Annotated in this window: 15 protein-coding genes; 3 read left to right on the forward strand and 12 right to left on the reverse strand. The window is 40.3% G+C overall.

The window, feature by feature from the left end; translation table 11 throughout:
- Positions 1-203 precede the first annotated feature (203 nt).
- The 8 genes from ACTJKC_RS20995 to ACTJKC_RS21030 form a co-directional block, all read right to left on the reverse strand.
- Entirely contained in the window at positions 204-1,043 is an 840-nt protein-coding gene (locus ACTJKC_RS20995) for an energy transducer TonB (RefSeq protein WP_440795015.1), read from the reverse strand.
- Positions 1,043-1,444 carry an ExbD/TolR family protein gene (locus tag ACTJKC_RS21000; protein WP_025144642.1) on the reverse strand — a complete coding sequence of 134 codons (402 nt, stop codon included), beginning with the start codon at positions 1,442-1,444 and terminating at the stop codon, positions 1,043-1,045. The genes ACTJKC_RS20995 and ACTJKC_RS21000 overlap by 1 nt, the downstream gene beginning before the upstream one ends.
- Positions 1,444-2,148, reverse strand: a complete 705-nt coding sequence (locus ACTJKC_RS21005; RefSeq protein WP_344850298.1) for a MotA/TolQ/ExbB proton channel family protein — start codon at positions 2,146-2,148, stop codon at positions 1,444-1,446. Before ACTJKC_RS21005 ends, ACTJKC_RS21000 begins: the two co-directional genes overlap by 1 nt.
- Complete coding sequence (locus tag ACTJKC_RS21010) at positions 2,148-4,025, reverse strand: SPOR domain-containing protein (protein ID WP_440795018.1); 1,878 nt, start codon at positions 4,023-4,025, stop codon at positions 2,148-2,150. Before ACTJKC_RS21010 ends, ACTJKC_RS21005 begins: the two co-directional genes overlap by 1 nt.
- A 357-nt stretch (positions 4,026-4,382) precedes the next feature.
- Entirely contained in the window at positions 4,383-5,348 is a 966-nt protein-coding gene (locus tag ACTJKC_RS21015; RefSeq protein ID WP_440795020.1) for an endo-beta-N-acetylglucosaminidase H, read from the reverse strand.
- Positions 5,349-5,577: 229 nt separating this feature from the next.
- Complete coding sequence (locus ACTJKC_RS21020; protein WP_440795022.1) at positions 5,578-7,218, reverse strand: SusD/RagB family nutrient-binding outer membrane lipoprotein; 1,641 nt, start codon at positions 7,216-7,218, stop codon at positions 5,578-5,580.
- An 11-nt stretch (positions 7,219-7,229) separates the two neighbouring features.
- A complete protein-coding gene (locus ACTJKC_RS21025; protein ID WP_440795024.1) occupies positions 7,230-10,340 on the reverse strand; it encodes a SusC/RagA family TonB-linked outer membrane protein in 3,111 nt (1,036 codons plus the stop codon).
- Positions 10,341-10,684: 344 nt separating this feature from the next.
- Complete coding sequence (locus ACTJKC_RS21030) at positions 10,685-13,825, reverse strand: GH92 family glycosyl hydrolase (RefSeq protein ID WP_440795026.1); 3,141 nt, start codon at positions 13,823-13,825, stop codon at positions 10,685-10,687.
- A 271-nt stretch (positions 13,826-14,096) separates the two neighbouring features.
- On the opposite strand from ACTJKC_RS21030, the gene ACTJKC_RS21035 reads away from it, so the two are divergent.
- Positions 14,097-15,389: a hypothetical protein gene (locus ACTJKC_RS21035; RefSeq protein ID WP_440795027.1), complete on the forward strand. Its 1,293-nt coding sequence runs from the start codon at positions 14,097-14,099 to the stop codon at positions 15,387-15,389.
- A gap of 209 nt (positions 15,390-15,598) precedes the next feature.
- On the opposite strand, the gene ACTJKC_RS21040 is transcribed toward ACTJKC_RS21035, so the two are convergent.
- The 3 genes from ACTJKC_RS21040 to ACTJKC_RS21050 form a co-directional block, all read right to left on the reverse strand.
- A complete protein-coding gene (locus ACTJKC_RS21040) occupies positions 15,599-17,941 on the reverse strand; it encodes a GH92 family glycosyl hydrolase (protein ID WP_440795029.1) in 2,343 nt (780 codons plus the stop codon).
- Between the two features lie 17 nt (positions 17,942-17,958).
- Positions 17,959-19,359, reverse strand: a complete 1,401-nt coding sequence (locus ACTJKC_RS21045; RefSeq protein WP_440795031.1) for a sugar porter family MFS transporter — start codon at positions 19,357-19,359, stop codon at positions 17,959-17,961.
- 857 nt (positions 19,360-20,216) lie between these two features.
- Positions 20,217-22,061, reverse strand: coding sequence for a class I mannose-6-phosphate isomerase (locus tag ACTJKC_RS21050; protein ID WP_440795033.1), 1,845 nt, complete (start codon positions 22,059-22,061; stop codon positions 20,217-20,219).
- Positions 22,062-22,321: 260 nt separating this feature from the next.
- Here ACTJKC_RS21050 and ACTJKC_RS21055 point away from each other — a divergent pair, with 260 nt between their 5' ends.
- Positions 22,322-23,053, forward strand: a complete 732-nt coding sequence (locus ACTJKC_RS21055) for a GntR family transcriptional regulator (RefSeq protein ID WP_440795035.1) — start codon at positions 22,322-22,324, stop codon at positions 23,051-23,053.
- 418 nt (positions 23,054-23,471) lie between these two features.
- Here the strand turns inward: ACTJKC_RS21055 and ACTJKC_RS21060 are convergent, their stop codons facing one another.
- A complete protein-coding gene (locus ACTJKC_RS21060; RefSeq protein WP_440795037.1) occupies positions 23,472-24,407 on the reverse strand; it encodes an ROK family protein in 936 nt (311 codons plus the stop codon).
- Between the two features lie 110 nt (positions 24,408-24,517).
- Between ACTJKC_RS21060 and ACTJKC_RS21065 the strand changes: the two genes are divergently transcribed.
- Positions 24,518-25,165, forward strand: a complete 648-nt coding sequence (locus ACTJKC_RS21065; protein WP_440795039.1) for an RNA polymerase sigma-70 factor — start codon at positions 24,518-24,520, stop codon at positions 25,163-25,165.
- Positions 25,166-25,195: the final 30 nt, after the last annotated feature.

Genomic DNA, 25,195 nt, shown 5'->3' on the forward strand with positions numbered 1-25,195 from the left:
ACACAGACCACGACGCGGGAACTTCGGAAGTATATGAGTTGATCTGTGAGGACACAGACCACGGCGGGATAAGCGGGGTTGGTGAATTTAGGAAGTATATGAGGTGGTTTTTGAGGAAATAAATCACTGCGTGGTGAATATTATGTTGAACAAAAAAAGGTCTGTGAAAATACAGACCTTGGTTTATATAATATCTTAAAATTTTATTTCACTTTAAAGTTGAACATCACGATCCCGGTTTGTACATCGGGGGCAGATTCGAGTTTATTTAAACTGGAGCCTAATACCGCCTGTTCGCATTTTCGCCAGAGCGCTAGATCAGATAAAGTAGTTCCTTTTGCACCAGCACGGGCCTGAACAACTTTTCCATTCTTATCCACTCGGATCTGAACGGCAATTTTACCTGCGCTTTGTCCATCATCCTGAATTCTTGGGATATCGATAAACTTTCTGCTGGCCAATGATAATTGTACATTTCCATTTCCAGAGCCACCTTCACCATAATTGGATGCTAACGGATCGCCGTCTTTATCACCCTGGTTTCCTGGTGTATTTCCGGTTCCATCACCCTGGCCCTGGCCGGTGTTTTTTTTGCCTTTGTAAAGCGCATTCTGGTTAATCACCGGTTTGTCAGGCTTATCTTCAGTTACCGGAGTGGGTGCCGTTTTGGTCGGTTTTGTAGGCTTGGTATTAACCGCAATGGCATCTTCAGTATTTTGTGTCTGCACTTCTTTATCGCTACTTTCGGTAGAAGTGGTTGGGGTAACTTTTTCCTCGGGTGTTACTTTTTCTGGTGGTTTTCCGTTTGCATCCGGATCTGCTGAGGGTTCTTCAATACTGGTATAATCGTCGCCCATACCTTCAGCCGAAGTTCCGTAATTTACCACCATACCGCCCATACCCACTTCTTCAGGTGGCTGGAATGAACCAATCACAATAAAAAAGCTGATCAACAACAAAAAGCCCATAATACCGCTTGCAATAGCAATGGCTTTAGGATAATTATTTTCCCCGTTAGGTACGTTTTGTGCTTTGTAGTTCATTATTTTTTAGGCTCAACGGCTACAACAAGTTTCAATTTTAATTTATTGGCAATATCGTTTACCACAAATCCATCCTGATAGGTTACGTTACGTGATACATATAACAAAATGGTCATATCCGGTGCCAGTTTCTGGTATGAGGCCAATGTAGGCTCCAATTCTTCAATGCTAACCGGTTTCTTTTCAACGAAATATTTCAGGTTTTCGTCTATGGTAACGGTAACGGCCTTTTTGGCGGTCGATTGTTGTCCGCTGGATGATTGCGGCAATAATAATTTAACTACAGTAGGATTTACCACAGCCGAGGCCAGTAAGAAGAACAGCATCAGGAAGAACATAATATCGTTCAACGCTGAAGTGTGTACTTCTACCGATCCTTTTGTTCTTTTGCGTAAATTCATTATTTGCCTGGTTCTTCTAGTAAATCAATAAAATCAATTGCATCGGTTTCCATTTTAAGGATGATTTTCTCCACCATGATGTTTAAAATGTGGTAAAGTACGTAAGCAATAATACCGATAATTAATCCGGTTGCCGAAGTAATCATTTTGGTATATAAACCGCCAGAAATGGTACCGATTTCAATAGCACCTTTAATGGATACCTGGTGGAAGATGGTAATTACCCCCACAATGGTACCTACGAAACCTAGCATTGGTGCAATACCGGCAACAATACCCAATATACTGATGTTTTTCTCTAATTTAGAAACTTCCAGTTTGCCTACATTTTCAATGGCACCTTCAATATCTTTAATGGGACGGCCAATGCGTTTTAAACCTTTTTGCAGCATGCGCGAAAGGGGAGAGTTATTGTTTCTCAGCAATGACATGGCGCCGTCTAAATTACCCGACTGAATGTAAGACCTGATCTGCACCATAAGGTTGGCTTCGTCTTTAGTGGCCTTTTTGATGGTTAAGTAACGTTCAACAAAAATAATCAAGGCTAAAAAAGCAAGGAAGGTTAACGGGATCATTACCCAACCGCCTTTAAAAAGAAGATCGATAAAATGTAATTGTTCCTGTGGCTGTGTTACTGCCTGGTTAACCGCATTTGCGGTGTCTTGTAATGCTTGTGTGGTGTCCTGAATTAATAAATTTATCATTATGGTTGTGTGTTGTGTTTTTGTTGTACGAAATACCCTTTTCCTTTAAGTTTTTCCTGTAAAATATTTTTTTGTTTCAGTGCTTCCTGTTCAGATGGAAAGCTCGCTATACTTACCTTTTTTAAGCGGCCCGGCACACTGGCAATTTCTGCTTTTAAACCGATTTTTTCCATTTGCTTCACAAATACAAGCGCTTTTTTTTCTGACTGGAATGATGCTGCAATAACATAAAACGTAGAAGGACCGGTGTTTGGTACAATTTTATCTTCTTTTGGTTTTTCAGCAGGTACGGCAGCTACCGGTTTTTCGGCTGTTTTAACAACTGCCTTTTTAACCGTGTCGGCTTTTTTCTGAACCTGATTGGCTTTTAAAATGCTATCAGTTTTAGCGATCGAATCCTGTTTTATTTTAGCTGAATCAACGGCTGTTTTTGGAGAATCGATAACCACAGGTGCTGTTTTTGCTACTTCGGTTTTTCCGTTAAAAAGCTCAGGCTTAACCAGGTAGGTGATCGCTGCAATAATCACCAAAATTAAAATGATGATGGTTACTTTTAACCAGGTAGACATGCCCTGTGGCGGTTCCTGATCGTGTATAATCGGATCGTGACCAAAACGGTTAGGGTGTTCGGCATGCTGCTCCTTAATAAATTCCGGCGCTTCAATTACCGGTTCTTCCGGTTTGGTTTCATCTTCTAAATGAAGGTATGTTTTTGGCTCTTCGGTTTCCGGTCTGAGCGAAAAACGGCTCGAATATTCTTGTTTTGGCGTAGAAACCGACTCTGGAACTACTGTTTCAATAGATCTGGCAGGATTATTTTCAGTCTCTGGTGTGTGCCCAAAACGGTTAGGATTTTCTTCATGCTGTGCCACTACCGACTCCGGAACTTCAACTGCAGCAGGTTCATCAACTACCTGCGTTTCTTCCGTTTCTGTTGCATTTTGTTCTAATTCAGCTTCTTCTTCAACAAGCGTTGTAGTTTCTGCCGCATGATGTTCTGCTGCAATATTTTCAACCTCTGTTTCCGGCGTATGGCCAAATCGGTTCGGGTGTTCTTCATGCTGTGCCAGTATAGATTCGGGAACTTCTATCTCTTTTGGTTCTTCAGCTGTACTGGTTTCTGCAATTGTATCTTCTACCGGGTTTGTTTCATCAGTTTGATCAGTTTCAGCCGCCTGGTGTTCGGCAGCAACATTTTCTACCTCCGATTCTGGTGTATGACCAAAACGGTTCGGATGTTCTTCATGCTGTTCCTTAATAAATTCAGGCGCTTCGGTAACTTCTTCTACAGGGTTTTCAGAATGTTGTAAAGTGTTTTTAAGATCATCTTTAACTTCATCCAACTCTACATTTTCGATTACAGGATGGTGGTACGATTTATTTTCGAACGGAGATGGAGCAACCGGTGCCTCGGCAATTTCATCGTACACTTCTTCCTCATCTTTTTGCGAATCGGGTTTTACCTCTGCAGTTGAAGTTTCTGGTAAAGAAGGCAACCCATAAAATTCAGAACCATAATTGATATTCTTTATTGGTTCGAAATCCAGTCCCTGTTCGGTAAAAAATAAACGGCCGGTATTTTCTAATTCGATTTCGTGGTTTAGCTCCAGTTTTTGATTTATCTCTTCAACAAACTGCGTAATGTAATAATTGGCACTCTCGTTAGAGATATTCCTTTTAGCGGCAATAAAATCTGCCAAGGCCTTTTCTTCGGTTAAATCGCTGGAAAACTGAAGCGTATATCCCGGAGGTAAAAACGTTTGCTTTTCCTTATCGTATCTTCCCGGGTATTTCTTTTTATAAAAGGTGCCCAAGCCGGTAATACCAACTTCTTTGCGTTGCTGCAAGAGTTCTAAAAGGTATGATAAGATATCCATTCGGGTAAAATTAAGCGTTTAAAATTAAAAATTATATTCTACCTTCAAATAGTGTCTGCGGGTGTATTTATACATCCTACTCCAAAAAGGGGACAAAAACGAATACAGTGCTGTTATTTTGAACCTGAAAAAATCATGGTTGTTTAACCTAAACCTGTATCCGTGCAAAGATAACGGTTACAAAGATAGAAATGGTATGTTAGTAAGCAAATGGCTAAATCGATATAATATCGGGATACGATGTTCTGATGTCGGAATTTTGGCTAAAAAAAAGTAGAACAACTCTCGTCGTCCTACTCAAAAATGTTTGCAGCGATTGGAAATTTATTGTGTGCCCGTGATAAATTATTTTATCAGTTAAGGCGTGTAGGTAGTGGTTTTACCGCCGTATAATTTACTTGATATACTCGACAGATAAGTGTGTACATCCGAATTTGGTAAATTATAATACAGGTAAACTCCATAACCATTGTTAACGGTTTGTGTAGCCAGAGATGCTGCTGTAGATGAACTTGTTGCCTGTATATCAACAGCTGCAGGACCCAGGTTTGCTTTGGCCAGGCCTGCAACATTTGGCACAGAATAAGTACCATAAATGGCATTCCAGCTATAATTTACTTTAGAACCAACAGTTACGCCATTATAAGATAATCTTGAAGCCGCCGGGCCATAAAAATAAAACGAAATAATTTTACTTGGTAATAGTTGCCTTAATGCCGTTACAAGGTACACAAATGAGCTGGCATTTGGTTGTCCGGTGCCGTTGTTACCATATTCGGCATATTCATCATCGAAATCGATACCATCAAGGCCATAAGTGTTAACCGCATTTGCCAATTGCTGTGCAAATGCCTGGGCAGAGGCCTGCGAGGTGAAATTACAGAAACCAGCACCCTGGTGATTGCCCAAAATGGAAAGTAAAACCTTTATTCCTTTATCTTGTAAAGGTTTAATGTAGGTGGTTTTGTTGTTCAGAATGTTCGAAACATTGGTGTTAAAACCCAGTTCGGCTTTTTGGGTTGAAGTATTATAATTGATATTGGCGGCGAAAATGATTGCAATGTCGAATAATTGTTCTCCTGAAGAAAGTTTATACTTCCCCACGTTCCGGATATCAGCACCGTTCACTTCTACATAACATACACCCTTTGGACCAGTTACCCCGATGGCAGAGGGAGAGTTAGTAGCTTCTTTTTTAGCAGGACCTGTTAAGGTTTCATCTTGTGCAATGTCTTTTTTCTTACAGCCGCTGATAGCCACGGTTAAAAATAAAGCCACAGATAAAGCGGCATTTTTGCATGTTAACAATTTGGTAGTTGTCATAATTTTTTGATTTAAATTGGTTAGAAATTGGTATTAGGCTTGCAATCGCTACAAACAGATTTTATGTAAAATGATCTTGAAGTTATTTACCAATAAAAAAGGAGGGAAGCTGTTAACGGTAGAATACCGAAAACGGTTAGGTTTCTCATAGGTTTTAAATTTTGGTTAGAAATTGGTTTTTATAAAAAAGGTAGGATAACTTTCGTCATCCTACCCAGGTATTTGTGTGTTAAAAATTTGCTTTGTTTACGTCCCACCATAATCTGGTGCCACCGTTATCTGGTCCTCCAAGCAAGGTTACTGCTTTACGTACCTCATCTTTGTTTCCGTTGCCGTATTCTGCTGTTGGATATGGCAATCTGCGGATCTGTAACTGGGTATTGATTGTGCCACCACTATTGTTATTGGCTACAGTAAACAGTTTTGGATAACCTGTTCTGCGGAAATCGGCCCATGCCTCAGCTCCGTCAGGAAAAATGGCTAACCATTTCTGGGTAATAATGCGCTCTAATTTTACTTCGTTAGAAGCAGCTCCATCCCATTTAACGGTAATGGTACTTACTGCATCTGCGTTGTTAGCCGGGTTTTTCGGATCGACATAAGCAGTTGGCTTGCTTGTTGCATCAGCCAAATAACTACCAATTGTTGCATTCCATTGTTGCATTGAAGTAGTTATACCGGTTTCGTAATTGGTCTGTGCATCTCCTGCACCTGTCCAGCCACGTAGAGCTGCTTCAGCTTTTAAAAACCAAACTTCTGCAGCCGTCATCAGGATCTGTGGGGCTTTTTGTCCGATAGGTGACCTTGAGTTGTCAGGAATAGACGAATTTAAACTCGAATAGGTTTTGTAACCTGCTTTGGCTAAACCATTAAAAGAAGTATTAGCTCCCGATCTGATTCCTACAAACTTTCCTGCAAACAAGGGATCAGTGGCTGGGGTGCAATATATCGATAAACGCGGATCTTTATAACCAACCAGGTAAGATTGTAGCGCTGCACCCATAGCGTTATCACCATCATAATTTACGGTTACATTCCAAAGGTCGTTGTTTCTGTTGCCCGACTGTGCAACTGCCGCATTATCACCTGGTGTGGTCATTAAGCCTCCTGTTGCAGCCATTGCTTTTTCTGCCTGAAGTTTAGCTGTGGCCGGATCAACTTTAACAATGCGCATGGCTAAACGCAAGCGTAACGAATTGGCTAATTTAAGCCATTTTGCAACGTCTCCTCCATAAACCAGATCGCCGGTATCGAAATAAGCTTTTTTGCCAGGATTTGCTGCCATAAAAGTCTGCAGATTATTTGCTGCTGTATCAATCTGTTTAAAAAATTCGGTATAAACCGTTTTTTGGTCATCATAAGCTTGCGAAATCAATGATTTACCTGCCTGCGTATAAGGAATCGGACCAAATTTGTCAGTTACCCTATCCATCGCAATCACCTGTACTAAAAGTGAAATACCCCACGATTCTGGCGCAGTTGTTTTTAAAGGTGATATGGCAATCTTAGAAATTGGCGCCATTACATTGGTGTACTGATCGTTAAAGCCAGTTTCGTTCCAACCGTTGTTAAGCGAATAATTCATATTATTGATACCGCCACCAAAATTGTTTGGCGACATCATGTACCCGCTAAAAGCATCAGAACTTAAATTCTGTGCAATTTGATAATTAGAAAAAATATTCTGTTGGATTGGGCCGATTGCTGATTTTAATAAAGCTAAACTCTGCTCGGTTGTAGGTAAATTATCGTTGGTGTTAAAACTTTCAAAATTCTTTTTACAGCCCTGGTTTAAGCCGGCAGCGGCTAAAAGTAAAACTAAAGACAAACCTTTAATTTTATGTTGAGATGAATGATATATCGATTTCATGTTTGTTCGTATTAAAATAAAACATTAAGGTTAAAACCAAAACTTCTGGTAACCGGCTGGTTAAAAACATCTATACCAGATAAACCATTACCGGTAGACATGGTAACCTCCGGATCGTAAGGTGCTTTTTTGTAGAAATAGAATAGGTTTCTACCAATTAACGAAAGGCGCATGCTTTTAAATGTTCCTTTTAAAGGTAAATTATAACCAATTGAAGCTTCGCGCAAACGCACAACTGTAGCACTATACACATATTCGCCGGTTACACCATTTCTATCTCCTAAGAAAGAATAATAGCTTTGTGGGTTAATGGTAGCCGAAACTGCTTTTCCGCTGGCATCAACACCGTCAATTTTAACACCACCCTGTGCCCTTGCATCACCCGACGCTTTTGAAGCACCAGCCTGATCCATCAATGCTTCAGTAAGTGAAAGCACCTTGCCTCCAAACTTACCATCTACTAAAAAGCTTAAGCTGAAATCTTTATAATTGAAACTGTTGTTCCAGCCCAGCTGAAATTTAGGGTTTGCATTCGCAATTAAACTATAATCTGCACTTTTAACCGGAAAATAAGGATTTGCAGCTGTTCCATCACCATTTAAAATGATGCGGCCATTTGCATCTCTTTGTAAGGTATAACCGTAAATATCACCATATGATCCGCCTGTGGCAATACGCGAAATATAAGCATTGTTACCACCACCTGTTAAATCGATCGAATTTAAACCTTGCGAAGCAGCAACATCAATGATTTTATTTCTGTTCATCGATCCGTTGATGGCTGTGTTCCAGTTAAGGCCGTCGCCTTTTAATACATCAGCACCTAAAGTAAACTGTAAACCCTGATTCTGAACATCACCTGCATTTAAGTAGCCTGTTGCCACAAGTCCTGACGGTGCTGGTTTAACCGGAATATATTGGTTTTTGGTGTTCGTTTTGTAATAGGTAAAGCTAAAATTTAAACGGTTGGCCAGAAAACGCATATCAGTACCAATCTCGAACGATTTTGTTCTTTCTGGTTTTAACTCAGCAAATGCCCTGTTGGTGTTGATGGTAAGTGCACCTCCGTTACCTAAAGTATTCTGGATAAAAGTTAAATAAGCCGGCACTGTGTTACCCACTTCGGCATAAGTACCTCTAATTTTGGCATAGGTAATTGCCTCTGGCAATTTAACCATTTGCGATACAATAAATGATAACCCTACTGATGGATAGAAATAGGAAATGTTCGGTGTAAATGCCAGGTTCGAAGACCAGTCGTTTCTACCTGTTAATGTTAAAAATGCCCAATCTTTATAGGATAAGTTCGCATTTGCAAATACCGCCTGTAATTGGCTGTGGTAAGCATCACTTGCTTTAGTGGTATTCAATACATCTGAAGTATAAGTACCTGCATTTGCCACAATGGTATTGTTTGGGGTAAATAAATCAACAGCACTCAAATCGCCGGCTAAAGATAATCCTGTGGTTTTCTGATCGTTAATGCTACTACCAATTAATCCGTTAATTTTAAAGTCAGATCCTTTCAGTGGCACCGTAACATTTAAAATCGCATCGGCATATTTCTGAATAAAGGTTTGGGTATTTTGAGAAAGATATCCTCTTCCGTTTGAGTTAAAATTTCCGTTTATACCCGAATAACGTCTGTTTTCAAAATCATCAGTCGTACGGTCTATATTTCCCCTTACCTGAAGATTTAACCACGGCGTAAATTCATATTTCACATTTCCACTGAATAAATAGCGGTTTCTGATGGCTGTATTTGGGTTAAGGTTGGTTAAAAACCATGGATTCTGACTAACATCAGCAGAGCCACCTAGCCAGTTCTGGCGGGCGGTACCCACATTACCAGCAAGCAGGTAGTTGTCTTTGTAAGGTGTGATGTCAACTCCCCTTGGAAAAAGATATAATCCGACCAAAGGGTTGTTGTACAATCCAATTGATGGACTATTGTTTATCCGCTGGTTAATGTAACTTACATTTCCATCAACCGTTAATTTGTTGTTTAAAAACTTGGCTGTTTCGCGCAGGTTAATGTTATGCCTGTTTAACTTATTTCCTTCCTGTATGCCGCTTGCATATGTATTGGCATAAGAAAAATAAGTTTGGGCAATTTCCGATCCGCCTGAAAAATTGATCGAATTGGTTGCATTTGTTCCGGTTTGGAAAAACTGATCGAGGTTATCAGTCGTGTTGCTGATAGCACCTCCCCAGCTGTCTCTGGTTGTTGCAGATGCAGGACCATAACTGTTCTGGAATTCGGGTTTGTAAGCAATTTTATCAAAAGTTAAACTCGATGAAAAACCGATTTGTGTTTTACCGGCTTTACCTTGTTTAGTTGTGATCAAGATTACCCCGTTCTGTGCCTGGCTACCGTATAGTGCAGCGGCAGAAGCACCTTCTAATACGGTTAAGCTTTCAATATCATCAGGGTTTAAGTTCGATATTCCATCACCACCATCCTGGCCACCGCCAAAAACACTGTTCTGTTGTGCATTGGCATTACCATTATTGCTGATTGGAACCCCATCAATTACATATAAAGGCTGGTTATTGCCGCTTACCGAACGGCTACCCCTTAAAATTACTTTGGCCGAACCACCAACTCCCGAAGAACTTGGACTAATCGTCATCCCGGCAACTTTACCATTCAACGAATTTACAAGGTTGGGACTTTTAACTTTATTTAGCTCTTCGCCCGATACCTGTTGAGTCGTGTAGGTTAACGACTTTTCTGAACGTTTAATACCCAATGCCGTAACGACTACAGTTTCCAGGTTTTTTGAGTCCGGAGTTAATGTAACATCAAGTGTGCTTTGGGTGCCTACTGTAACTTCCTTGCTTTGGTAACCGATAAAAGAGAATACCAAAACATCGCCGGTTTTAGCCGCAATGCTATATTGTCCTGAAGTATTGGTTTGAGTTCCGCCCTGCGCACCTTTTATCGTAATGGTAACACCTGGAACCGGGTTACCCGTTTCGTCTTTTACAGTTCCTTTAATCGCATCCTGATAAACGGAATGGAATGAAACTGCCCGGTTAAAATGATCTGCTGGAGTAGCTGCATACAGACCTGCTGAAGCGTAAAGCAATAAGCATGTGAGCTGTAGAGATTTTTTCATATTCATTATGAATAATTTTGAATAAGTATTTGGTTAATTGTTTGCCGCCTTCGGGATTTCCTTCCGTCAGGTTTATAGTAAGAGCATTTTACTTACACAAATTGCCTACAAGGAAACTGAATTATTTTTAAATATTTTTTTTAGGTGATTTACTGACTGATAGACAAACAGATAGTAGGAATAATTTTAGCCACTGAAGCACTGAAAACACGAAGAATGATTCTACATTTAACAGCAGTATAAATGAGAGAAATATTAAAATAACACTGATTCAATGTCATAGCGGATGTTTGCGCCTAAATTTGTTATTACGAGGCACGAAGCAACATTTCGAAAAAGCCTTACTAATTAATACCCCATTTGTAATTTGGTTCACTTCCCATAATTAAGGTAAGGTTACCACCCTTTAACAATTCATCGCTGGGAAATGAAAAACTATTCAACACTTTACCGTTAAGTATGGCACTCTGAATATATTTATTGACTCTCGAAGTATTTTTAGCTTCAATAGTAAACGATTTCCCCCTGCCATATTGATTTCCGAGATCAATTACAACTTTACTAAATAGCGGGCTCCCGATTTCGTATTGTGGATTGGTGCTGCAACCGCCATCAGTTTGGAAAAGTCCCAGTGATGCCATCATAAACCAGGCACTCATTTGCCCCTGATCTTCGTCACCTAAATAAGCATTGGCAATGTCAAAGCCGTAATAACGGTCGATAATTGCCCTGCTCCATTTTTGGGTAAGCCAGGGCTTTTCTACAAAGTTGAAAAGAAACGCAAAATGCATTGATTGCTGATTACCCTGCATAATCGGATAATCCCAATAGGCATCATTCGGCGCATTAAAACGCCATTTATAACTTTCATTAAAGCCCCATTCCAGTCTGTCGGTAAATTTTTTCTTTCCAATAATGCTGGCAAGTCCGCGTATATCCTGCGGTACAAAAAAAGTTAGCTGCCAGGCATTCCCTTCTACATAATGTTCGTTGGCGCCTGATTTAAAAGGATCAAAGTTTGGGAACCAGGTGCCGTCGGATTTTTTCATTCGTGCAAAACCCGAAGCAGTATCAATTACATTTTTCCACCAGTTGCCCCGGTCTGCAAATTCTGAATATTCTTTGCTTTTACCCAATGCTTTTGCAAACTGACTTACCGTCCAGTCGTCGTAACTATATTCTAAGCTGTTGCTGAATCTTCCTTTATCATAAGGCACATATTTATGCTCCAGGTAAGGCAATAAATCTTCGTTGCCGGCCCTTCCTTTACCAACTGCTGCTGCGGGTTGCGTTTGCATTTTGTACACGGCAGAAAAAGCTTTTTGCGCATCGTAATCGCGGATCCCCATCTGGTAGGCTCCAACTATAAGTGGAATTTCGTGCTCGGCAACCATCACGGGGATATACTCCATGCCAGCCGGCCCTTTTGCCAGGTATCCGTTTGCATCGTACATGGCCAGTTGCGATTTAACCCATTTGGATGACCATTCAGGCGTAACCAGGTTCCAGAACTGGTTTAAATTCCAGAAGGTATTCCAAAAAGCATCACAGCCTAAAGCCACGTCGTTAATCTTGGCTAATTTTCTTTTCTGCTCCGTAGCATCAATCCATGAACCATCGGTATCGCTCCAGGTGTTGCGGCTGCATAAAGCACGGTACATGTTGTTGTAAAATCTTGTTTTTTCACGGCTATCGTCTGAAGAAACGGCTACTCTATCCATTAACTTATTCCAGGTGTTTACATGCGCGGCACGTACGGCATCAAATTTCCAACCGAAAGGCTGTTCTATTTCCTCCCTGAGGTTACGTGACGCACCTTCGATACTCACTAAAGATATTCCCGAACGGGCCTGCACCACATTATTTTTTTTCGTATCAAATTCAATATACATGCCGGCATTATCTACAGCTGAACCTGTTATGCTGGTTCCCGTTACAGGTTTACCATTAATCCATCCGCCGGTTTTTTTAATGTCCTGATCAAATTCGATCACAAAGTTTACGGTATAATCCTGATCTACTCCTCCTGACCATGCATTTGCCGTTTGCTGTACGCTATAACCCTCTATCCGGCGGTTATTTACTTTAGTAATCTGGAAACTCTTAATCTTGTAATCGTATTCGGCTGGTACCTTAAGATCGATCATTACCCTGCCATCTCTCGATTTTGGGAAAGTATATCGTTGAAAGCCGCACCTGGTGGTAGAAGTTAATTCTGCTTTAATGCCATACTTTTTAAGCATTACTTTATAATATCCGATAGGAGCTTCTTCACTGTTCTTATCAATGTCTGACCGGTAACCATCGTTTTGATTCTCCTGAGAGCCGATCTGATATTTAATTTCACCATTTACAGGCATCATTCCCAAACCAGCCATGGTCCACTCGTGGATGTGACTAAAGGTGCCAATACTTTCTACAGTTGGATCATAACCCGCCATCCAACCCGGGTTTTGGTTGTCGGGACTTAGCTTAACCATACTAAAAGGCATCCATGGACCAGGTGCAATCATCCACCTGGAGTGCGCCGTGCCAATTTTGGTGTCAGCATATCCGGCACTGGTTTTTAATGGTTGATCTGAAACTAATACGGTGCCTGCTGCAATGGTTTTACCTGCAGAAATGACCTGCCAGGTTGCTTTTTGAGCTTGTTTTACTATTGGCATTGGCACTTCCAGTACATAGCGGCCGGTATCAATTTGCGTACTTAATGCATTTTTACCGTTAATTTTTACAGAAACTACAGGGTGATTGGCCAGATGTTCAATATCTACAAGCAAGGGCTGTACTTTATTACCATTTTTGGTAATGGTGTAATCTGCGGCTTTAACATTCCTGATATAAAAATCTTTTGATGCCAGCTCACGGATTTCTGCCTTTCCTTCCAGTCTGATATCGTCAAACACCAGCCACGAACCTTCCAATATCGTAAGTGTAACCGTGTTGCCTCCCTGATGGAGCAAACCAGCCGGAATATCGATTTTATAGGGAGTTGCCTTTAAATTTTTAGTATCTCCGCTAATTCCGTCCGTTCTTTCATTTTGGGTGAATCGGAATTTAAAGTCTTTTCCGTTAACCGTTACTTTAAATAAAGGTGGTTTTTTCCCGTTATAGGCCAAAACATCAGTAATCAACTGAAATTTTTCTGTCGCCTTAAAGGGCTGTAGATCAAATAATATATTTAACTGGTGCGAATGGATGCCCGAGGTAGGACCGGTACCGCCCCAACCATCTGCAGTGCCAGGCAACACATAAGGCCAATCGGTAGCAGGTTTGGATTTTCCAATGAGGTAGTAGCGGTCTTCCCAGCCAAAATCGTTAGCCAGAAATTGCTGATAATTACCCGGGGCCAGCGCAAAGCCATCTGTTTTATTGTCTTTTTCGCCTATTTTCCACACAATATGACTTTGGGCAAAGCTTAAAGTGGAAAAAATCAAAGGAACGATAATTAATAAATACTTCAATAAAACTTTATAATTCTTCATGTTGATTGGTCTAACAGGGACTTGTGATCATCTGCACTTTTTAAAAGTGACAGATATGTATGTACAAACATATGGTGCTGATCGTTAAAATCAAAATTTAAATTTTAATGGATTAAAATGCTTTTATACAGTATGATAAATGATCTTTAGCAGAATATAAAATACATTTAGATATTTATGACAGAAATATTTGAAAATTAAATTAATGTCTATATGTTTGTACATATACAATTTATTCAATCCGAACCAAATAATAGATTATAACATCCTTATGAATAAAAATATTGCACTGGCAGCACTGATTACCCTCGCTCTTCCTGGTATTACCTTAGCGCAAGAAACAACGGCTACGGCAAAAACGCTGCAAAATGTTCAGCCAGAGGTGATGAATAAAGTAAAAACCATGGCCGAAGAACTGATCAGAAAAGGTTTTACTGCCGGTGATGGTTATGGAGAAGTTTGGATAAGGGATTTGAACACCTTTATCGAGCTGAGCTGTAAAGTGAACGATAAATCGCAGATCAGAAAGCACCTGATCACATTTTTTCAGTTTCAGCAGCCAGATGGTTCTATTTTGGATGGTTACATTCCCTCAGAAAAAGCAGGCAGTGAAGGTAAATTTTACAAATCTGACCTGGTTCCCGGATTTCTCGGTCACAAAAATACTGTAGAAACCGATCAGGAAACTTCATTGATTCAGGCCATTGCAAAATATATCCGCGTTACGGGAGATAAAACCATCTTAAACGATAAAGTTGCAGGTTTAACGGTTAAAAAGCAGATGGAAAGGGCGATGGATTTTCTGATGAAAGAGCGGTTTAATGAAAAATATGGCTTAATCTGGGGCGCAACCACTGCCGATTGGGGCGATGTACAGCCAGAGCAGGGCTGGGGAGTGGTAATAGATGAAAATACTCACCGGGCAATTGATATTTATGATAATGCCATGTTTTTAATCGCTATTGAAGATTTTATGGCTGTTGGAGATTTAAGTGCCGGCCAAACCCAAAAATGGAAAGGGATTTACAAGAATGTACGTCAAAATATCAACAAATACCTGTGGGACGAAAAGGCACAAAAATATATTCCGCATGTTTATTTAAACGGTTCACCTTTTCCGGCATCCTTTGATGAATCGAAAGTATATTACCATGGCGGCACAGCGGTTGCCATTGAGGCCGGTTTGTTAACCAAACAACAGGTAAAAGAAGCTTACAAAAAAATGCAGCAAAATGTAAAAGATGCAAATGCGGCAACAATCGGTCTTACACTTTACCCGGTTTATCCTGCTGGTACGTTTCAGAATAAGGTAATGGGACCATATTCTTATCAAAATGGAGGCGATTGGACCTGGTTTGGAGGCAGAATGGTTACCCAGCTTATCCGTTATAATTTATTGGCAGAAGCAAAAGAAGCGCTGGATCCGATGTTGGCCAGGGTAATCAGTAACAATGGCTTTTATGAATGGTACACGCCCGATAATAAACCAAAAGGTTCATCGAGTTTTAGAGGGGAAGCCGGCGTATTGTGGACGGCCATTACGGAGTTAGAGAAAAAGAAATAGAATAGGGGAGAAATTTGATATTAAAATAATCATTCAACACACATACAATGAGATGGGGTAATAAACGATAGGTTTATTGCCCTTTTTTATTGATAAACTATTGAAAAATACTTCGCAAGATCGTCATTCTCAACTCGATTGGGAATGACGACTTATCTTTGAAAATAACAGAATTAATGAATGATCTGATACTCCGGTTACTTTACTCATCAATACACATCTTTCGGCGTTTTATCCATCCTGATCAACAATTTTCCGCCATTTTGAATATCTTTAAGTTTCATAAATGGCGTTTTTAACGGATGGCCATTAAGTGAAAATGAGGCTACATATCTATTTCCTTTGCTATTATTTTCGGTTTCAATTTCGAAATCCTTTCCGCTGAAATATTTTTTATTGCCTTTAATCCTGATGGTGTTAAACACTGGCGCCGATAACCCGATTTCCGGCGAAGCATCGCTAAAACCCTTTACATCAAAAAGCCCCATCGAAGCCATTACATACCAGGCACCAAGCTGACCCTGATCTTCATCCTGCCCGTAGCCATAACCGTGTATGCCTTCGGTACCGTAAAAATCATCCAAAATTTTTCTCACCCATTTTTGGGTAAGCGATGGTTTACCCGCGTAATTGAACAGCCAAGAAATGTGTAAATTGGGTTGATTGCCATGATTATACAGACTTTCCAATCCGGAAAAGGCATCTATTGTAGTACCTCCGCCAAATTTATTTTTTTCGGATACGGTGAAAATACTGTCGAGCCTTTTGTTAAAATCATCTTTACCAATGGCCGATATTAAGCCCATCGGGTTTTGCGGAACATAAAAAGTGTATTGCCATGCATTTCCTTCCTGAAAACCTCTCCATGCGGCTTTGGGATTAAAATTGGCAATAAATTCTCCCTGCTTATCCTTAGGCCTGATGAATTTGGAGCCCGGATCAAAAATGGTTTTCCATGCGTCTGAAAGTGTTGTTAACCGGTTATAATCGTCCGTTTTGTTCAACAGTTTTGCCCATTGGCTTACGGCATAGCAGCTAAAAGCATATTCGAGTGTGTGCGAAGCCGAAAATTTCCAGTTTTCATCTGCTCCATTACCCTGATCTAAATGATTTACATAGCCATATTTTAAAAACCTTTCCAAATCAGGCTTTCCGGCTCCAAAAGGCCGGTTTTTAAATTCCAGTTCGTTTTTAAGTGCTGCTTCGTAACCTGTTTTCACATCAAAATCACGAATGCCAGAATTGTAAGCCGATGCAATGGCCAAACTCACAAAATTTGTACCCACGCCTGATACATAACGGCTATTGGCTATGCCATCAGCCAGCCAGCCTGAATCTTTGTACACCAATAACTGACTTTTAACCCAATCAGAATAATATTCGGGATAGGCGATGGCCCAAAGTTGCGTTAAATTCCAGAAGGCACCCCAAATGGCATCGGTATTATAGTGGTTATGGAGCTGGGCGTTGTTTTTATCAAGTGGGATATGTCCAATGCTACCATCGTTTTTTGGGTAGGCACCATTTACATCGCTCGCTAAACCACGGCCAGATAATGCATGGTACAAGCCGGTATAAAATTTGGTGAGGTCATTTTTATTATCTGAAGTCACCCTGATTCTTCCTAAATAGCTTGCCCAGGTATTGAGCGCCTGCTCTTTTGCCTGATCGAATGAAAGCTGAGCGGCTTCTTGTTTTAAGTTTAGCCTGGCATTTTCAATGCAGGTGTAGGAGAGGCCTGCTTTTAAGCTGATGTTTTCATTTTCCTGAGTTGAAAAAGTGAGGTACAAACCTGCGCCTTTACCACTGGTACTTTTTGTTCCTGTTGAAATACTTTCTCCGTTAAAAGTGCCAAAAGCAATGGGTTTTTTATTGACTTCAGCTGAGAAATACATTTTCACATCGGCCCCGGGCTGATATTTTTGTACGTAAACCGGTTGTGTAATTACATAGCCCTCAATTCTACCATCTGCGGTAAGATACACTTTTGCATCGGTTACCACGCCACTCTCACCTTGTTGATGCCCGATATCAAAAATAATATTCGCCTGGTTTGTTTTCGGGAAGGTATAACGGTGAAAAGCCACCCTTTTGGTCGAAGTGAGTTCGGCTTTAACTTTATAATCTTTTAATAATACCGAATAATAGCCTGGCATGGCGATTTCATCTTTGCGGTCAAAAGTAGAACGGTAACCTGTTTCCGGGTGTTCTAAACTTCCCGCTAATGTTTGCAGTTTCCCTACAGATGGGGCAAAAACCACTCCTCCGATCTGAAATTCGTGAAAATTGGCGAAACCTTCGATAGAAGTATGTCTTTGATCGTAACCTACCGCTTCCCAGCCACTTTTATTGCCGTATGATCCATTGGTTGATGGTGCAGGTTTAGCCATTCCGAAGGGTACCGCTCCCGGCGTAAAATAAAACCACCTGCTGTGCGCTGTGCCAATGCGTGGAGCTGCATAAGCCAGTAAATCGCGGTCAGATTGTGCTTTTACCTGGCTGCCAAAAAGCATGGCCAGTAATAAAACGGTGATTCGAATGTTCAATGTCATGTTCATAATCCATTTCGTTAATGAAAAAATACTGGTTTATCAGTATCCTCTTTCCAGTCGCTTTCTATTTGTTCGAGTGATTTTCCTTTGGTTTCGGGTAACAGTTTATAAACTACAATAAATGCGACAACACAGAAAAAGGCGAAAAACCAAAAGGTACCTGCGCTGCCAATTTGATTGAGCAAAACAGGGGTAATCTGACCTACAATGGTATCGGCTACCCACATCACCATAATGCTGATGGCCAGGGCTCTTCCGCGTATTGCCCCGGGAAATATCTCTGATGCCACTACGAATTTTAAGGGACCGATTGAGCAGGCAAAACAGGCCAAAAACGCCAAAACGCACACTAAAAGCCAAATGCTTGAAGTGGCATTGAAATAGAAACAGATACCGGTGAGGATCAATGAAATTGCCGCTCCCGCAGTGCCATAGAGGTAAAGTGGTCGCCTGCCCCAGCTATCTACTTTCCAGATGGCAAACAGCGTGAAAATCATATTTGCCAAACCAAAAATGATCTGGCTGATCAGCGAATTGCTTAATGATATGCCTGCGTTGCCGAGTATTCTTGGTCCATAATATATAATGGCATTAATACCACTAAATTGTGAAAATAAGGGTAATAAAATGCCGATTAATAAGGCCTTACGCATAGCCGGTGCAAATAATTCCTTATAAGAGCTTTTAGCACTGTTGTTTTCTGTTTTAAGCTGTTCTTGTTGAATTTCGGGTAATGTTTGTCCGGTAATGCTGCTGATGATTAAAGCGCCTTCTGCTGTCCGGCCTTTTTGTATCAGCCACCTTGGGCTTTCGGGAATGAGCAACAGGCCAAATAAAAACAAAACTGAAGGCAGTACGCCCATACCCAGCATCCCGCGCCAAACTTCCTGGTTGAATATGCTGCTTAAAGTGGTAGCCGTATGTTGAGTAGAAACTCCGTTTAAGAGCGCCGCATTGCTCAGATACGCGACTAAAATGCCCAGCGTAAGTGCAAATTGATAGTAAGTAACTAACCTGCCCCTGATGTTTGCCGGTGCTATTTCTGAGATGTAAAGCGGTACCACATTTGAAGCGATACCAATACCGATACCACCTAAAACCCGAAAAGCAATTACGCCAGAGAGGTTAGGTATTAAAGCACAGCCCATAGCGGATGCCACAAAAAGAACGGCGGTTAAGATCAATGGTTTTTTCCGGCCGAACCTGTCGCTCAGTTCTCCTGAAAGGGCTACACCGATAATACAGCCCACCAGTGCTGAGGATACAAACCATCCTTCCTGCGATGCACTTAAGGCAAACTGCTTTTGTACCAGGGGTAAAACCCCGGATATCACGGCCATATCGAAGCCAAATAAAAAGCCACCCAAAGATGCTACAAGGGTTATCAAGAGCACACTGGTTTTCTTTTGCTTACTCATAATTTATAAATTGGTTAAATATCTATTATTTGTGTTTAGCCACAGATATATACAGATAAACTGTTTTTCTTTGCTTAATTATTATGTTTAGCCACGGATGCACCAATAAACACGGATTAATACGCTCTATCTGTGTTAATCTTTTTTATCTGTGGTTAATTGTAAGTTTTAGCCACGGATGCACCGATAAACACGGATAGAATACGCCCTATCTGTGTTCATCCTTTTTATCTGTGGTTAATTGTACGTTTTAGCCACGGATGCACCGATAAACGCGGATAGAATACGCCCTATCTGTGTTCATCCTTTTTATCTGTGGTTAATTGTACGCTTTAGCCACGGATGCACCGATAAACACGGATAGAATACGCCCTATCTGTATTAATCCTTTTTATCTGTGGTTAATTGTACGCTTTAGCCACGGATGCACCGATAAACACGGATAGAATACGCCCTATCTGTATTAATCCTTTTTATCTGTGGTTAATTGTACGCTTTAGCCACGGATGCACCGATAAACACGGATTTAATACGCCCTATCTGTGTTCATCCTTTTTATCTGTGGTTAATTGTACGTTTTAGCCACGGATGCACCGATAAACACGGATAGAATACGCCCTATCTGTGTTCATCCTTTTTATCTGTGGTTAATTGTACGTTTTAGCCACGGATGCACCAATAAACACGGATAGAATACGCCTTATCTGTGTTCATCCTTTTTATCTGTGGTTAATTGTACGTTTTAACCACGGATGTACCGATAATCAGGGATTTAATACGCCCTATCTGTGTTCATCCTTTTTATCTGTGGTTAATTGTACGTTTTAACCACGGATGTACACAGATAAACACAGATTTTATTTTTCTGTGTGGATTATTGGCGCATCAAAATTCACTTCATCTTTTACAAATGCCTTAATTACTTTAGCCCTGCCGGCACCGGTATTAATTAATGTATAACTTCCCGCTGCGGCGGGTATCACAAAAGTTTCGGCATAATGAAAATCAGTAAGCTGACCATCGCTGTTTTTTACTTTAATGGCCGTACCTTCTACGAGCATTAATATATGACAAACATCGTTTGTTTTTACCGTAATTTCTGTATCAAAGTCCAGTCGGTGAACATCATAAAAATGTTCCTGATGGGTTGGAAGATGAATTAGTTCCCAATCTGATCCTTTTTCAATTACCGATGGTTTGGAAATTAATTCTTGGGTAACAACATTCCCTTTTCTGTCGAAATTTAAGTTTTTAAAAGCATGCTCAATATTAATGGGCCTAGGCTGGCCATCTAATCCCAAACGGAGCCAATCGTACATTTTAAAGGTAAAGATGTAGGGTGTTGCACTGATCTCGAGTACTAAGTTATTGGCTCCGGCACTGTGTACGGTGCTATTTGGAATTAAAAAAAGGTCGTGTTTTTTTGCATTGTGCACTTGCACATATTTTTCAATGTCTATTTCCCGGCTTAACTGCTGACTGTCGGTTAAAGCTTTATTAAAATCGGCGGGTTCGATATCTTCCTGAAAACCCAGGTACACTTTAGCATCCTCTTTACATTCCAAAATATAATAGGTTTCATCCTGGGTAATGTTTTCGCCAAATTCCTCCCTGATGTATTTTAACGACGGGTGGCATTGAACCGAAAGATTTCCACCATCCATGGTATCCAGAAAATCAAACCTGATCGGAAATTCAGTCCCAAAAATTGGAGCATGTTTACCCAGTACCGATTCATTTTCGGTCAACATTAAAAAATCAAATGCAACTTCGAGCAGGTAGCCGTCACTTTCGAAAACAATGCCATTTTCTGGTACAATCAGCTCAAAAGACCAGGCATAATTCACCTCATTTTTATTGAGTCCCTCAATATTTTCCTGGAGCCAGTGTCCACCCCATGCACCGGCTTCAAACCATGGCCTCACGCGGAACAAAGATTGACTGATCTGTTTTAAGCCTTTTTTAAGGTCCTTTGCTGAAACCCAGTTAATAGACGATTGACGCTGCACATCGGCTACCACACTGATTCGATCTAAAATTTGAGCTTTATGTGCATTCAGTACTACCCAATCTACAAAATAAAATCTTTTGTACATTTCAGCGGCACTTGTTGGTTTATCTGCGCCAAGGTTGGCAACCGCATTGGCACGCATACGGTACTGGATCTCGTTTTTAGGAATATCAAGGTAAATAGTGGGGGCATCTTGGTTAATTAATGCAGCACCCATTCCGATTACAATGTTTATATCATATTGATCATCAGTCGGGATGGTAAAAAAGCTGTCATCAAAAAAATCTTCGAGTTTAAGGGTCGTTTTTTTTCCCCAAACACTTTTATTTTCTCCCAAAAACGGGTTAACCAATTGTGATAGCTCATCAGTGCTTTTCAGGTATTCTGAAGATCGGATCCAGTTAATTTTTACATTCCTTTTTGTAAATTCCTCTTGTAAAAAAGATTCAGTTTGTTGCCAGAATACGCCAATATAACCATCAATAATCACCGTTTTTTTTTCAATAATCCATGAGGCTAATGATGGATAGCCATTAAATATTTTGTTATTGCCTAAAGCGTGTACAGGATACAGATTATAACCATTTTTTGGTTGATCGAAGTGATCAATGTTTTCCGGTAAAACTCTTTCACCGCTTTTTCTCCACTTATCAATGGACGGTGATTCCTGAACGTTATTTTTTACTTCCATAAATCGGGCAAATCATTGTTTAATAACAAATGTATATATGTATGTACATATATCCTAATTTTTTAAAATAATTCTTTTTGGGGATTGAAATAACGGTATTTTTAATTGAGACAATTATTTTCTGTAGGTGTAATCGTGAAATATAACCTCAGCTAAATAACTATATACCTACATTATGTTTCTGTTTGTAAGTGCTTTTTTTATCTTTGCTAAGATGCATTTCGCATTTCTTGTTGCCTAAAGAGATGCATGATAAAAAAATGAGATTTTCAATTGATCACAAAAGTCCTGTTCCTTTACACATTCAGGCCGAAGAATTATTGCGTAACCTGATTAAAGATCCTGAATATGCGACCAAATTTTTACCGAATGAAGTAGATATGGCTAAACAGCTGGCGATATCGAGAACCACGCTTAGGCAGGCATTAAATAAACTGGTTTATGAGGGCTTACTGATCCGCAAAAAAGGTATCGGGACTAAAGTTGCAGAAGTTTCGGTGAGTTCTAAAGCAACCAACTGGTTAAGTTTTTCGCAAGAAATGCAGGCACGTGGCATTCCGGTCAAAAATTTCGAACTTCACATCAGCTGGGTATTCCCTGATGAAAAACTGGCTCACTTTTTTGATATTGCTACCGATAAAAAAGTGCTAAAGTTAGAACGTTTAAGAGGAAAAGCTGAAGGGGCTTTTGTTTATTTTATCTCTTATTTTCATCCGCGGATCGGGCTCACCGGAGATGAGGATTTTAAACGTCCGCTATACGAGATTTTGGAGAAAGACCATTCCGTTATTGCCAACTTATCTAAAGAAGAAATAAGTGCCAAAGCTGCTGATAAATTTATTGCTTCAAAACTGGATGTAGAGGCTGGAAGTCCGTTGCTCTTTAGAAAACGTTATGTTTTCGATCAGGGGGACAGGCCCATAGAATATAATTTAGGCTATTATCTTGCCGATAGTTTTATATATACGGTAGAGAGCAGGAGGGATGCCTAGTGTTAGATATTATCATCTGATGCAAAGATTAATCTGGTTTTCGATTTTAAGAATAGGCTTTTTGGAAATGAACAGTTCTGTTCTTTTGGAGGTTTTCCGTCCCGCTTTCCGTTCCAGGTCTTCGCTGCGCTGCGGACTTCCACTTTAATCGGGTTTAAAAACAATGGTTATACGCCTGTAACCCTGGCTAGGGACAGGCCATTCGTTATAAGCCTGACAGTAGGTAAGAACCGCTGCCTCCTCATTTCCATATAAAAATAAACCATCAACATGAATTCGATAATTATTTATTGAAATAATATTTTAGAAACGCCTTAACTAATTCAATTCGTTACCCTGAATTTATTTCAGGGTCCACCTAGCAAGAAAGATGCTGATCCCAAAACTCCGGGACCGCAAGAAGGATCGCGTCAGGAAATTACACCTTTCCTACACTTTCTTTCTCCTGCACCGCCCAGCAACCTGCAGCACCAACCAAAGCAGCATCTTCATTCAGCTTGGAAATATGTATCGGACAATTGATGCCCTGCGATTGAAGGTATTTAATTACACCTGGTACAAAACGGCTGGAGGCATTGGCAATGTTACCACCGATTACAATGGCTTCGGCCCCATGAGCCTGTTGAAAATCTTTGAGGAAAAGACCAAGATTATGACCAAATTCGGTAAATATTTTTCGCGCCGTAGCACTTTCATCATAAAGTAGGGCAAGTTCGCGTACATTCAGGATATTTATTCCCGAAAGTTCGTAATAACGTTTCAAAAACCAGCGTGTAGAAAGGTAATCTTCGGCAATGCCATCCAAAAATGGCGAACACCATAAATTCGCGTCTGAAATTTTTCCTTCAGCGCAAATTGCGCTTCCTAAACCCGTGCCTAATGTAATGCCAATCAGGTTATTATAATTACGTGCTTCGCCTGCAAAAACTTCTCCTGCTAAAAAACAAGAGGCGTCATTACTCATTAAAATCTGGTCGCTGCTAATCTGCAGTTCACTGGCCAGCATATCTTTTACATTAAGGCCATAAAATGCGGCGTACTTATCGTTCCCGGCGATGTAAGAAATGCCATTTTCATAGTCAAAAGGCCCGGGCATGGCAATACCTAAACGGCCAATCTGAATATCGACTTTTTTATAGGCAGCTTTAATGTTGGTACACCAGGTTTTTATAATCTGTTCGGTTGTGCCATGTGAGTTTACACGATCGCGGGTATAGGAGTTTTTAAGGATATTGCGCTGCTGCATATCGATTACGGCCGCGGTAATGTGCGAACCGCCAATATCAATGCCCAGTACATAATTGATTTTATTCATCGTTTCAGCTTCAATAGATCTATAAATGGCCAGTGCCATAACCTGGCACTAAAAGAAGAATCCTTTTTTTTGTTAAATTGCCTACAACGGCAAGATTTTTTTATGAAATATTTTTTATTACCTTACATTTGATTCAAAAACTAACCAAGTTGAAAGCAGCTAAGCTAGATCTAGTCGTTTTATGGAAGAAAATTTGCCTCAGTGATGATATTACATCTTTTGAGCAGCTTTATCGCTTTCTATATGGCAGACTGCTTAAATTCTCCGTTTATTATGTCACTGATAAACAGGTTGCCGAAGATATTGTTACCGAAGTATTTGTTAAATGCTGGGAAAACCGGAAGGAAAGTACCCATGTGCTCAACCCCGAGAGTTATTTCTTTATCGCCGTAAAAAATCAATCGCTTAAATACCTTAAAAAAAATTCCTCTGTTACGTTTATCGATTTAGCTGATGCCGGAGATGATGTTTCGGTAAATATGCATACCCCAGAATACCTGATTGAAAATAAAGAACTTCACCGCCAGCTTGATAAAGCCATAGCAGGTTTGGCACCGCAGGCCGCCACAGTTTTCAGGCTGATTAAAGAAAGCGGAATGAAATACAAGGAAGTGGCCGAACTGCTGGATATTTCGCCACGCACGGTGCAAACTCAATTGTTCAGGGCTATTGCCAAACTCCGTGTGGTGCTGCAGCCTTTACATATAAAAGATAAGGGCAGTGATGAAAAAATGATTGGAAAAATCATCTCTCTGGTTATCTTAGTAGGTACTTTATCTTTTTTATATTTTTTGTAGGCAATTTTCTCATAAAAAGGAACATATCAT

Origin of the sequence: Pedobacter sp. 22226, assembly GCF_052045455.1 — a bacterium.
Classification (GTDB): domain Bacteria; phylum Bacteroidota; class Bacteroidia; order Sphingobacteriales; family Sphingobacteriaceae; genus Pedobacter; species Pedobacter jeongneungensis.